The 13,625-nt window shown below is 34.2% G+C and carries 10 protein-coding genes; 4 read left to right on the top strand and 6 right to left on the bottom strand.

Translation table 11 applies throughout. The features are described from left to right. Positions 1–188 precede the first annotated feature (188 nt). From HR057_RS08950 to HR057_RS08935, 4 genes are all read left to right on the top strand, one after another. The gene (locus tag HR057_RS08950; RefSeq protein ID WP_173731087.1) at positions 189–1,433 is read left to right on the top strand and encodes a GNAT family N-acetyltransferase; all 1,245 of its coding nucleotides are present in this window, start codon (positions 189–191) and stop codon (positions 1,431–1,433) included. A gap of 251 nt (positions 1,434–1,684) precedes the next feature. Then, a complete protein-coding gene (locus HR057_RS08945; protein WP_173731086.1) occupies positions 1,685–1,906 on the top strand; it encodes a DUF1659 domain-containing protein in 222 nt (73 codons plus the stop codon). 52 nt (positions 1,907–1,958) lie between these two features. Beyond that, positions 1,959–2,180, top strand: coding sequence for a DUF2922 domain-containing protein (locus HR057_RS08940; protein ID WP_173731085.1), 222 nt, complete (start codon positions 1,959–1,961; stop codon positions 2,178–2,180). 239 nt (positions 2,181–2,419) lie between these two features. After that, a complete protein-coding gene (locus HR057_RS08935) occupies positions 2,420–2,581 on the top strand; it encodes a YvrJ family protein (protein ID WP_173731084.1) in 162 nt (53 codons plus the stop codon). A gap of 1,174 nt (positions 2,582–3,755) precedes the next feature. On the opposite strand, the gene HR057_RS08930 is transcribed toward HR057_RS08935, so the two are convergent. The 6 genes from HR057_RS08930 to HR057_RS08905 all read right to left on the bottom strand — a co-directional run bounded on the left by HR057_RS08930 (position 3,756) and on the right by HR057_RS08905 (position 13,133). Further along, positions 3,756–8,219: a hypothetical protein gene (locus HR057_RS08930; RefSeq protein ID WP_173731083.1), complete on the bottom strand. Its 4,464-nt coding sequence runs from the start codon at positions 8,217–8,219 to the stop codon at positions 3,756–3,758. Then, positions 8,212–8,970, bottom strand: coding sequence for a DUF6063 family protein (locus HR057_RS08925; RefSeq protein WP_173731082.1), 759 nt, complete (start codon positions 8,968–8,970; stop codon positions 8,212–8,214). The genes HR057_RS08930 and HR057_RS08925 overlap by 8 nt, the downstream gene beginning before the upstream one ends. After that, positions 8,970–10,484 carry a hypothetical protein gene (locus HR057_RS08920; protein ID WP_173731081.1) on the bottom strand — a complete coding sequence of 505 codons (1,515 nt, stop codon included), beginning with the start codon at positions 10,482–10,484 and terminating at the stop codon, positions 8,970–8,972. Before HR057_RS08920 ends, HR057_RS08925 begins: the two co-directional genes overlap by 1 nt. A gap of 18 nt (positions 10,485–10,502) precedes the next feature. Beyond that, complete coding sequence (locus HR057_RS08915; protein WP_173731080.1) at positions 10,503–11,576, bottom strand: Wadjet anti-phage system protein JetD domain-containing protein; 1,074 nt, start codon at positions 11,574–11,576, stop codon at positions 10,503–10,505. Positions 11,577–12,133: 557 nt separating this feature from the next. Next, positions 12,134–12,778 (bottom strand): Fic/DOC family protein, encoded by a 645-nt coding sequence (locus tag HR057_RS08910; protein ID WP_173731079.1) that lies wholly within the window; start codon positions 12,776–12,778, stop codon positions 12,134–12,136. Further along, positions 12,771–13,133 (bottom strand): hypothetical protein, encoded by a 363-nt coding sequence (locus tag HR057_RS08905; protein WP_173731078.1) that lies wholly within the window; start codon positions 13,131–13,133, stop codon positions 12,771–12,773. The genes HR057_RS08910 and HR057_RS08905 overlap by 8 nt, the downstream gene beginning before the upstream one ends. Positions 13,134–13,625: the final 492 nt, after the last annotated feature.

Below are 13,625 nucleotides of genomic sequence, written 5' to 3'. Positions count from 1 at the left end.
AAAAAGTATTCCTTCCATTATTCCATGTAACTTGCCTATCAAAAAACCATCATGAAATGCAGTATGTAAAGTTTCCAATTTTTTAGGTTGACCCTAGTCCAAATTTAAAAAAACAAAAAAATTTTCGCACCCATGCCCCTTTTTTGCTTAAACTCACTATTTCTATGGTGAAAGGGTGGTGCAAATTTATGAAAATCAAATCTAGCGAAATCGAACAATTCCAAATGTACTCTCAATTCTCCAATTTAGAAGAATTTAACTCTCATACGGAAAAATGGTGCGACAAATATAAAAGGGAATTTACAAAAGGAGAACTCATCGGCTTCATGTGGCTCGCTCGTTTTGCTGCTAAAGTTCCTGGGGTGGCAAATGCGAAGATCGGAACAGTTTTGAAGGCTATTCATGAAGAATATCGTGGCAACGGCATCTCTCGCTCAACATTTAAACGAATGATTGGTAAAGCAAAAAAACTCGGCATTTTAACGGTCTATGAGACTTCAAGAAAAGACGGATCCCAATCTAGCAACTTGTATGTATTCAATCGTTTTCCAAACAATGAACTACCGGATGAAGAAAAAATGAACCAGCCAAATAAAACTAAATATTTATTAAAAACTATTAAAAATATTTTTAATAAACGTAAGAAACGTTCGATTAACAAAGAAAATGTAAAAAGTAACGGTGAAATCAAAGACACTCAGCAAGCAATGACTACCGACTGCAAATCGAAAGAAAATGTAAACCAAAGTTATCAAACTCATAGTTCACAAATGCAAGAAAATGTAGTAGATGATCGGCCTTCCTACTGGAAGTTATTAGATCCAAACGGGGAAATAAAGCGCAAAAATCCCAAATTGAACCAAAAAATGAGCCATCAAACTGAACAGTTAGACTATACATATACAAGCGATCATGTTCCTGCGTCTTTCGCAAAATGGGTAAAAATTTTCTTTAACAATGCCAAAATCATTGAAGAATATTGGAGAATGGTTTTAATCGCTGCCTACAAAAACAATGTGGAAACGAAACATGAACAAGTGTTGAACGCTGCCATCGACGCTTTTAAGCAGCTCATCCGAAAAATTAAAACAAAAGAGGTCCAAAAGCCAATTGCATATTTTTACGGCATCGTCACAAAGAAATTCAAAGAACTTTATTTTGAAGAGTTATATGAAATGGGCTTTCCAGTTGAAACCCCAGATACACATTTTCAAGATCAATCTTTATCAAACTTGAGGACAAGCTTGTCTTTCTATGAAGAACCAAGTTGTAATCCAGATGGAAATTCATCATATCCTGAACAACAAACATGGAATAAAGAATCGTCGATGACATTCGAAAACCGCAGGCAAAATGCACTGGAAAGAGATCATCAAGCTGCCAAACGTGGTAAATACTTTTTGGCAATCTTCAAGGAAGTTTTAGAAAGCTGAATTCGTTGGATATTTTAATTCTAGGTTATAGGGACTGTTTAGTGCGGCCGCATGATGAACCACTGAACACTCCCCTCTTTCACTTCGAGCCTTAATCATATTATTTTTTCTGGAGCTCCTTTTTTCAAGTTCACCTCCTATGGACACTTAAAATGTTCAGAAGAGCTCTCCCTCTTCCAAAAAATTTTTTCAAATCTTTGCCCTCTTTTTCGCAAAACAGCCTATTTATAGGGTGAAGGGAGGTGAAGAGCATGGCTTCTGAATTTCTAGTCGATAGCCAACTTCGTTTGGAATTTCTTCAAGGGATGGATTTGGATGGCAATCCGATCTACAAAACGAAAACTTTTAACAACTTGAAAACAACGGCAACACCTGAAAACATTCAAAACGTTGCCTTAGCTATTGCGAACCTTCAACAACATGAGCTGATGCGTGTGCAACGGACAAACAACTATGACATCGTTGCAGGCTAAATCTTTTGAAAAATCGGAAGACATTCTAGTTTGCTAGAAAGGAGGAATTAAAATGAGCAAGAAGCTTGAGATGCAGTTCATTAATTTCGAAGGAAAAACGTCCACGATTTCTATCGATGATCCAATTGAACCGGTAGATCCAGCGGCTGTGTCAACTGCAATGGATGCCATTATTGCTGCTAATATTTTTGCAACATCTGGCGGTGATCTCGTCGCGAAAAAAGGAGCACGAATCGTGGAGCGTAATGTCACTGATGTTGAACTTGAAGCTTAATTGAATGAGGGGGCTTCCATGCTCCCTATTCAACTCTAAAAGAATATGAAGACGATCAGAATGTATTAAAGAAAAAACGAAACAATAAAACAAACTCTGTAAATCAATGAAATAATGGTAAAAGAAGAACAATCCATATGGTCAATGCAATAAAAATAGTACATGGTAACGTTCACGTTTATTCAAAGTAAGCAAACTAAATAACCTTACAAGTAACCTACCTGAAAGGAGGAAATTCTATGGAACAACTATTGCCATTTATTCAAGACTACGGATTCCCGGTTGTCGTTACGTTTTATCTTCTTCATCGAATAGAAGCGAAGTTGGATACACTCAACCAATCCATCTTGCAGCTTCCTGAAAAAATGAACAGTCGAGTATCAACTGTTAATAAGGATTAAAGGGACGGTTTAGCTGTTCATATACAATCCAATAAAACACCCGTCCCCTAATACATAAGCAATAGATCCCAATTCAACACTGTTATTAGTTGATAAGTCTTAGCCTCCTCAATAGAAATCATTTTAAAACAAGAAAATTATTTTTCATTACTTTTTGAAAGCTTTCATAAACCTTTTTATAAACGTTTCCCTTTCATGTCCATCAAATTCAATAAAGTCAAAAAATAGCTTTTTATTTACTACAAGCACAGGGCTGTCTTCTATAATACAATCAGGTGGTAGAAAGTTAATCATATTTGTCGCTCTTTATAATTTTTATTACCCATTTCCTCTATTTTGATCAATATTGAATTATCTTCCCGGATATCAAATGCTTCTTTATGACTTTGAAATAATTGTCTCCAAATAAATTTTCCTATTTTATTAATATCATTTTGAAAAAGGATTTAAGGTATATTCAGTAGAATATTTAAATGGAAATAAATGTATAAAAATATTTATTGATATAATAGGATTTATTTTTTTAACTACTTTCATAACAATTTACATATTTTGGATTGAAATTACAACAGAAAGGATTCTCTTAAGGTCAAGAATGTGAGGCAACAAATTCTTCATTTAAATAGGAAAACACCATTTGTTTCTTTGACAATGACTTTAAGGGTGAAGAGGTAAGTGTGAAATATTTTAATATCTCTAAAAGTGTTTGTATTTTTTAATATTAAATAGAATTATGGAGAGGGATCATGGTAAATGTGAAGGTTAAAATAGGCATGTTTCTATTATTAATTAGTGCTATTATTTATTGTTCCACACTTATTGCTGCATCAATCTACTCGTTGGTGCTAGTTGAAGGAAATATAGGTTGGAATAGTCAATATGGTATTTTTGGAACTTCATTTCGAGAGATAGGAACTATACCTTTAAGTATATCGATAATATTAATTATTAGTGGTTTGATTTTTATTACATTTTCAATAAAAAGAAAGTAATAAAAAAGGCTATTTAAAAACCCGTAATGAGCTAGAATAGCCTTTATTTCTTCAGTTTTTCAATTTTTTTACCTATTCCCTAAAATAAAAAAAGGCTGTGCCGAAGGTCAACTACAACTTTTCGGACAACCCTTTTGATAAATTTTTCTTCTATTATTCTTCGTTTGTTCGCAAACATCCAGTTAAAATAAAGTCCATTCCACATCTTCGAATGTTCTTCCACCATGTTGAAGTACCTCTTTAATTACTTCACCATGATGATGCTGCTTTAATTCTAATTTCCAATAGACTGGGAAACGGCGACTAACATCCAATTTAATTAGTTCTGGCGGTGCTAGTACGATCCATTGGAATTTTAATGTATCAGCGATTGAAAAAATTGGATCTAAAATATGCGCAGATACGGCTTGTCCAAATGGATTATCTGTAATAAGGACGGACCAATTTGAATTGTTTTCTTGTCGTTTAAATGTCATAATCATCATCATAACAATCGTTCTAGCAGCTAAAACTTGCCCACCGCTTCCTTTCGCCTCTATTTTACAACCTTTATTTAATGTTTCCCACGATGTATAATGATGGTTTCTTGGCTTTTCATAAAGAAAGGCATTTGTCGTTTGCGGTTTATATATACTTAATGTTGGATAACGATTTCTTAGAGAAACAAGCACTAGTTGACTATCTGACATATACTGTTTCAACTTGGCATCCGTTATGTTTTCAATGGTCTCGCCTGTCTCAAGTAATATTTTGATTGTTTTAATAAAGTGTTCACGAAGCAGCCTGCGAAATTCTTCTTCCTCAGTTGAAATAATTTCATGGATCCTTTCAATTTTGACAAGTGGGAAAAGATGCCCTTCCTTATTTTTAATTTTCATTCGATCGACCATCCGTTTGATCGATTGTAAAATGGTTAGAACCCGGAAAACGGCTCGATCTAACCATAATTCTTGAGCCTCTTCTTGTTTTTGTTTATCTTTTTTCAAAAGAATTAATTCATTTTGAATAAAAACGATAACACTTTCAACAATTTGTATAATTGTGTCAAGAGATTCGCTTTCCAATTGCGGGATGAGTTGATTCATTCTGTTTCTTAATGACTCATCCATTTTTTCATATTGTAAAGTTTCTCGAAGTCCTTTTAAGTACTCATTATACTGACTATTAAAATCCTCTTTTGATTTATTTAGCTCATTCTTTTTACCAATCCATTGATGGACAGCTTGTTCTGGATTATTTTGAATTTTTTCTTTTACTTGCACCGGAATTTCCCCAACTTGTTTTAATAAGGAAATATGAGACTTTAGAATGTCCTGTTGCTTCATTAACAATCGCCCGCGTTTGGAGATGTCTTCTAAAATTTTGTTTTGATCTTGCAAGTCACGAGCTATTTTATCTAACCGTTCCTTAATGGATTTTTCTTTCTCTTCTAAATCGAGCAAAAACCAATCTTCAGCCGGGCGGTTATGCTCGTCTAAAATTCTTTTTTCCAAGTTTTGCTTGTTTTTATCTAATTGCTCTAATTTCCCCTGTAACCTTGAAAACTTCCCTTCTTCCTGACGCAGCACAAGTTCTGTCTCTTTTATATATTTTTCTTTTGTTTGAAGATGTTCTACCAATATTTGTTTAGGCAAACTTGGATATTCCCGCTCTTTCCAATTGGAAGAAAATTTATTAAGTCTTTCTTCCAATTTTTGTTGTTCAGATTGCTGATGTTTTCTATCAGCTCTAAGTTCTGTTAATTGGTTATTTGCATTATTTATTTTTTGCCGTAAAAAAAAGATTTGTTTTAAAATTGGCTTCATTTCATTGAATAAAGTTTCATCCAATTGGGGTGCCTCAATATCTTCTTTCGTAATTTCTTTACTTTCAGGGAATCGAATAGAAGGCAGTTCGTCCTTCAGTGCATTTATTTCGAATTCACAGCGGATTTTCCATTTTTCGAACGATTTTTCCCAGCTATCTAATTCTTCTTTTACACCTTTCAATTTTAGTCTGCTTTCCTGGACTTGTTTTTCCAGTCGCAATAACTTTTTGTTCGTTTCTGCTTTTAATTCTTTATATTCATTGTATTTTTCATGTTCTTTTACCCAAGTTTTCAATTCAGGAAGTTCAACATTTAATTGATCACGTTGTTGATGTAATTCTTTCAGTTCATTTGCTAGCTGCTTTTGCTTTTCTGCTAAACGAGTATTTTCTTCCTTTAGTTCGTTCTCTTTGGCAACAAGTTCCATAAGCTTTTGATGAAGTGTTTCTTCCATTGCCAACATTTCATCGATCGTTGAAATCTTAAGTTGCTTAAGCTTTTCTAATAATTCATTCGTTGTTTTTATACGATTTTCTAATTTTTCCAACTCACGTTTAAAGTTTTCTGTTTTTTCCTCCAATTGCCCTTTCCAACGAATCCATTTCTCTTTATCAAAGGCCATTTCAATCCCTTTTTCACGTGGCACTTCAAAAGCATAAAGGACATCTTCGTTCATACGTTCTCGAATAAAAATTGGCACCGCGGAATGGGATAGCATATGCTGAAAAGCGTATTCATCAACACGTTGTTCCCACTCTCTTTCATGGATGACAACACCATAAGGAAGTAGTGGAAAACGATCGATGTAGGTAGCTCTATCTTCTTCCGAAAGTTCATTAATGAGCTCGGTCCCATACATGGCATGAACGCCTAGTTCCTCCAATTGCTCCACTACTTTTCGAATATCGTTATTCGGAATCCAATAGTGATCATTTACTAACATTGTATCTAGCTGATGATTCCAAAAATCCTTTTTCAATCGTTCATCTGCTGATTGTAAACGTGCTAGTTCTTCTCTTAGTTCAGATTCAACCGAATTTAATTTTTCTGTTGTATACGTTTGATAAGGAATGTCCTCATGAAGGAACTTACACCACTCTTTATGGAAATGCTGCTCTTCCTTTTGTCTCTTTTCCCTTTGTTTCTTAGCTTCCTCTTGTTTATCTAAAATGGTTTTCTTTTCGGAAACAAGTTCCCCTTCTAATCTGCTGTATTCTCGTTGCTTTTGGATCAGGGCCTCTTCCTGTTGTTTCAGTACATTCATTTTGTTTTCTACTTCTTTTAGGTCATTGTTCTTTTTGTTAACAACAAATTCTGGGTTGCGGTTGACGATATCCCCATATTGTTGTTCCATTCGTCTTGCCTTTTCGTTATGTGTTTTAATAAAATCCGTGTATTTTTTCATGTTCAATTTCAAATCGCTAATTTCTTTTTCATCAATAGCGATTTGGTTTTCTAATAAATGCAAATTCTTTTGATAGCTTTGTTTCAACGTTTCAAATCGGTCTACTTCACGCTGCAATTCTTTTTCTACTGCTTCCCAAATGCTTTCAAGTTGCTCTTTCATTTGTTGAATTTGCGTTTTCTCATCATGAAGATTTTCTTCATTTTCTAATTTTGAAATTTGCTTATCAATGGCTTCAAGTTCTTTCGTAACGAATAGATATTCAAGGAATTTAATGTCGATTTCCAACTCATTCTTTTCTAAAGTGTAAGTTTCGAGCTTTTCTTTAATTGCAGCTACGTTTTCTTCTATTTCTTTTAGCTGTTCGGACGCTTCATGATGTTCTTTACACTGCTTGGCATATTCCAGATTGTCTTTTTCCCAAAGTGCTTCCTTTTGCAAACTTACTGTCTTTTCATTTTCCTCTTTCCACTTATCCTCTTCAAAACGTAAGCTATTGAGCTTTTCTTCCATGGCAAAATATAGGTAGTTCGCATATTCATAATGTTCTTTTCTTGATGTTTCAATTAATAGCCCTTTATTTAATTCATCTTGTATTATCAATAGTTTTTCTTTTAATAGCTCATATATGTTTTCCCGTTCCAATAACTTAGGCAGCCTTTCAAAAATAATGAAATTATCTCGGAAAATTTTCATCAAATTTTCTTCTTGCTCTTCTTCTAAATAATGGCTAATTTCTGGGATTATTAAGTTATGAAACAAGCCAAAATTATCTAGCCCTTTTTTAAAATAATGCTCAATTCCGCCTTCATCCCGATTAATTTCTCTCATATGGCGCCATTCATTTTTTTCGATTCCGTAGGAAGATAAGTACTTATGATAAGCTGATAGTTTTGATTTTGGATAATATTGAAATTCATTTTTATGCTTTTTAAGCCAGCTATCCCACTCTTCAAATGAAACGGCTTGTTTTTTTTCTTCATCATAAAGGGGAAGGGTATCGATACTCCAATTTGCAGGTTTTTGGTATTTGCTAGTATAAAGGAAATATTGCGGTTCCGTTTCCGCCTCTTCCGTATCTTGACCTACTTTTCTTTCCGATGTTATACAAATGCCCGAAACTAACCATTCGGTTGGCTCCGTATCTAACCGCCATTCGATGGCAACGTGGAACGTATATGGAACAAACTGACGTTTTTCATTATAAAATAATGCATCAATATGGTTTTCTCCATTTTTCCCCCAAGTGGTTAATGGCATCATCGTCTGAAATATTAATTGCAAAAGCATCCCTTTTCCGCCGCCATTCACTAATGTTAACAACGTATGTTGGGGATCTTCCTCATTAATAAAATCAAAAATTGTATTTTCATAATGTTTTCGCATTTTATCATATTGAACACCTGTAATTCTCACTTTCTCAATTCTAGGCATCGATTTCACCTCCAGATCCTAAAGTATCTAGGATTAATTCTCTCATTTCTTTATACCGTGCTTGTTGATGGTATCCTTCTTCTAGCCGTTCATACAATTCTATTTTTGGATATACCCGCTTCTCGTCCTCCACTATATATACAAGTCCTTCATCTTGCAGTAATCGCATCGCCCTATGAATAAGTCCAATACGTGTTCTCCGCGTATTTACGATACGTTCTTCATTCGTTTCCGAATCAGTATCTACTGGCATCGTCCGCCAAAGATCATACATATCTTGAACAGCTAACCCAAAAGCCTCGCTAAATTTCCCTTCCGTATCATCATGTTCCTTCTTCCATTGGTCCAAAAGTTGTGTCATATTTTTCTCTAATAAATAGTAAGAGACGCCAGCATGGTCCCAACGTAGATTTGTTGTGGAAGAAATATCGATTTCTGCTAAAAAGACAACGATGATCGTATTCATTAAATGGAAATACTTTTTATTTTCTACATCGGTGTATCTTTTCTTAAATTGAGTAAAAGAAGTCGCAAAAATCGATCCTTCAGGCCGGGCAACGAGATGGATTCGATCTTTCGTTTGAATGATGCGCGTTCTAGATTCCTCAGTTAAAATTTTGAGCGCATCCCGAACCCCATCTTCTTCAAAATAAGGAGTTAAAATCGGGTCATTCGTTGAAACAATTTTTTTATTCACTAAGTAAAAAAATATTTTGGCAGCATCTTGCAGCTGTAAAGTTGAATAGCTCATCATTTCACTTCCTTATCATCGACTAACTGTAAAACAAAAGGAGATATATTCAAACCTTGCCAATGAATCATAGGTTCTTCGGAATCAATAGTTGAAAAAATCGTCTTCCCTTCTAATGCAAGAAAACGCTTTTGTTTTTCAGCTAGTTTTTGAATTAATATTAATCTTTCATCTGTTTGTTCTTTTGCGATATCGATAGAGGAAATTTCCATAGCCTCACTATGAAATAATAGCCATAGGTCAATAGCTTCTTTCTGCTCTAACCATTTTTCTTGTAAAGTAGCAGGAATGTTGCGTAGACTAGCTAAGCGATATTTCCCTTTTTCAAGTAATTCGACAAATATAGGTTCCCATAGTCTCGTAATCTTCTCCCAATCAACTTCTCGCATTTTATAAGTAACTTCTTCTTTTTCTTCTATTACTTCCTCTTTTTTCTGTTGTACTTGTGCATCCAGCTCTTGCTCGTTCCAGCTCCAATCAAGGGGATAAATAAAATGAGGCTGAACAGAAAATAGCGGCTGAAGTAAAGTAGCTATATCATCAAGAGTGGGAAGTCCTTCTGTAACGATCCAGTCTTGATAAAATGTTTTCTGGAAGGAAACTTGCTGATTTTTCCAAAACAAATTCGGAAATTCATATCTCAATTCAATTTCTAAACGCATATTTTCGATGACACAGCTAGCTAATTGGTCATGAATACGCCGGGTTTGTTCCAATTTCTCAGCTATTTCATAAGTTTTATCAGAATCGGTAATACGATTAATTAAAGATCTCATCTGTTCAAACCTTTGCTTTTCTTCCTGAAACTGCTGTTTCACTTCATGCTCTCTTTTGCTTCTGAGCTCTGCTTCTTTTTGAAAAATAATTTTTGGATTTCGTTTCATATTTTCTCGATATTCTAGCTCCCGAGCAATCATCCGTTTTACCCGAGCTATTAAATCATCTAAACCAGATAAAGCTTGTTGAAAGTGCCCATTATTGACTAAATACTCAATGTATAATTGGTCAATGGTGATTTCCAATTCTTGTATAATTTCTCTACTCATAAAGATGAGCTCTTTAGCTTCATCTGAACATTGGTAAACGGTTTTTCCACCCTTTGCCCATTCTGCACGGGATCGTTCCATATCTTCAACTAAAAATCGAAAACGATGATCTTTAATTTTTTGATCTTTTTCATCAAACCATTTTGCAGAAAAAGGTTGTTGGAGATCGGCTTGCCCGCTCCAAAGTAGTCCATCTACAAACCGTTGAATAATATCATCATCTAACTCGGTATCGAGTAAACTTCTTATTTTTAAATCTTCCATGCATTCATATGTAATCTTTTTTATATCTTGTTTTTTCCGTTCAGGATTATTTTCCAGTTCTCGATAAAATATTTCTAGTAACACACTAAGTGCCAACATTTGTGCATACTCATTAAGTACGGATAACTTCATGCCTGATCCTAAATTCCATATCGGGTTTAACCGCCTGATTCTTTCCCCGAACCCTTGCCAGCGTCTGTTCATTCAACTGAACTCCTTTCTTCACAAATCCATAGTATCTAGAGATAATGCTTCCTGAGGAATACGACGGTTCTGTTCCCAAAGCTCTTTTACAACTGTTCCTATATCTGATCTCCCCACGTTTGCCAACTCATCTATTACATCAGTGAGGTATCTTTTATTATCTGTTTGGTCCGTTTCAATTTGATTGGTCTTACCTTTTTTTATTAACGCTTCATAAATAGGAATAGCCAGTTGAATATTTTCTTCAGGATAATTTTCTTTTAATCTTACATAGATCCCCCAGCCTTCCGGATCGATGTCCCCTACATAGTAAATCGCTTTGTTTTTATTGATCGTAATTTCATTTAAAAAACCGAAGCTTTTCTCTATTTTCTTCCCTTCCCCATAAATAAGCAGATCCGGTTGGATCCCTTTGATGCCAATGCCTTTGTTTAATAATTGTCTACATGTATGATAAAAGGATAAGTTTTCCACTATGAGCACTGTCTTTGCTTCTGTGATTGTGGTATTCGGTGAAGGCCAAAACACAAACGGTTCACCATAAACCTTTGCCTTTAAATCATTTAACGTAAGCTGCAGCCGCTGTAACAATACTTTGCCATCATGAGAAAAATATTTTTCTTCCCCAAACAACTGGAATGCCCTTTCTTCTCTAGTTACCCACTGAAATTTATCTTTTTGCTTTAAAAATTTGTAAATAATCTCAATATTTTTCCATTCCTCTTCTGTTTGCCATTCTGGGTGCTGCAAGTATTTCGACAGATTTAGTTGATCGGAAACAGCCAAAATTTTATTGTAACTCCAACTGTTCTTAATGGGGGCAGGTAATACCCACCATTGTGTATGAATGCTTGGCCGCCTTCCATTTAACGGGCTTTTCTTTACAGGAGTGATAATCCCTTCCTCTTCGAGTTCCTTTAAAACTTGAACAAAATGTTGATAACCATTTTCTATTTGGTAATCAATAGGATTTGAAAACCGTCTTTTAATTAATTCGTCCTCAATACTTTGAGAATCAATTTTTTTCCTACTTTTAGGTGACTGCATACTGATTAAATACTCTGTCAACCATTTCTTAATCTTCTGCTTCATTTTGAAACCGCCTTTTTTGTCTTTCTTACAATATTCTATTAAAATATACAAAATTAGCCAATGGCTGATCACTTTGTTATGTTACTAATTTAGAATTTGCTAAATAAGTAAGCATCAAATAGGCCCCACCAGTGTTTCAGGCCGGGCCATAGTTATTATTACGTTTGTTTATTAAATTTAATACAATATATAGGTAAGGATGTTGACCAAGTAGTCGGTCTAAAGCTTCGATATCTGTTAAATCAATATTTGGAAGTTTATCCAAAAGATAGCGGGATAATAGTATAGATGTAAATATTTTAAACAAAAGTGAACTACTCGCTTTCTTGTTCATACATATAACATACAAAAATAAAGTACATATAGTTTATAATTGTATAAAAAGAGCGACGATTCATCTCCTCTTTGAAATGGAAAGGATTCTCGTCGCTTTATATTAAAAATCCAACTTTAATGTCTGAACTATAGAAGAGCCTGCTATAAAACTCGTGGAAACATTGGGATTCATAAGATACTCCTACTTCAATAATATAAGTGGGAGCAGTCCATATTAGTCATTAATAGTTTAATTTTCTACTATTATATTTTAGTATTAGATCTCTATTTGGAATATGATTAACAATTGATTGTTCTATTAATTTTCCTAATTTTTCTGACGAATTTAAAAAAGATACTTTGAAGGCATGTAAGAGTTCCTCAGGATTTACTAAACTAAAGTCTAATTCAAATCCATTTATCAAGGCTAAAGTACGAATAAATTCTCTCTGTGCCCTTCCATTTCCTTCCCTAAAAGGATGAACTGCATTTATTTCTCCTAAATAATGAGCTGCTCTATGTGAGAATTCCTTACGATTTAATCCTTTTAAATATTTCTCTAAACGCAAAGGTTCAGTTATATACTGATAAAAGTAATTTTCTATCTGGGAAACAAATGCAAACAAACTATTTTCCTTTGATATTTCCTCAGTTCTAATCTTTCCAGCAAAATCATATATATCCTGAAATATATACTTATGAATTCTTTGCAAGTGTTGTAAATCAAAATTACCGATGATTGGATTATCATGTAATTCCATTAATCGAGCTGCTGAATAAATTCTTTCTGCTTTTTGAAGTTTAACGTAATCCTGAATGTTTAGTTTATTAATCAACACATCAGTTCCAGGATAGCAGTATTTACTAGATTTTTCTGATTTACTCATTATTGATTAACTCCATAACCCTGCGATTAAACTCTGCTTGTGTAATCTTCCCTAATGCTTTTGCTCTTATTAACTCCTCTTCTGTTCCTGTAAGAAAATGTCCTTCTATAGCTAGTGAAGCTTTAACAGATTTTAATTGTTGATCTACTCTCATTTTTCGCCCAGCTAACAAATAACTCCCTCCTCTCACCAAAACACGTTTAATATTAGAAGGGCGATTTCCGATCGTATTCAATGGTCGATCAATTAAATTTACTGTTCCTCTATTAGATATATTTACTCGACCAATTTTTCTACCTGTTAACCTTTTTCTCTTTGAGCATCCAACTCCTAGACTGATTTTTTTTAAAGACATAATACCAAGGAGCCCTCCCTGAATTTATTTTCAATAAAATTAAATAAAATGTAAGTCGAATTTTGTTAACTTTATTATAACATTTTTCTCCACGATCTTACATTTCAGACCCCAAATGTTTGTGTCGATTATTTTGTCCAATTATTTTTGGTTCTTATGTTATTTGGTGAAACATCGAATTTCAATTAAAGTCTTTGAATGATTGTTCGCCTTTCTGCATCTGATATGAGATCTAATTGTTGGAGAATAGCATTCACTCTTCTCTTTACGAACATTTTTTGAGTGATCACCAAAAGAACGTAAGAACCTTATTTTTACTACAAACAGATAGCAAAATAGCCTAATATAGAATTTGTTTATTTTTGGGAAATCCTAATTTTGCCCCCACTTCCTTCAATAACCCACGTCATCATAGATTAGCTACTACTCCTTCTACCTCCTCTGTTCGGACCCCTCACCCTATTAAGTTCTATCCCCAGCAGAGCAAAAAAA

Origin of the sequence: Calidifontibacillus erzurumensis (assembly GCF_013303125.1) — a bacterium.
GTDB classification, from domain to species: Bacteria; Bacillota; Bacilli; order Bacillales; family Bacillaceae_J; genus Calidifontibacillus; species Calidifontibacillus erzurumensis.
This window is presented reverse-complemented; position numbering and strand designations above follow the sequence as displayed.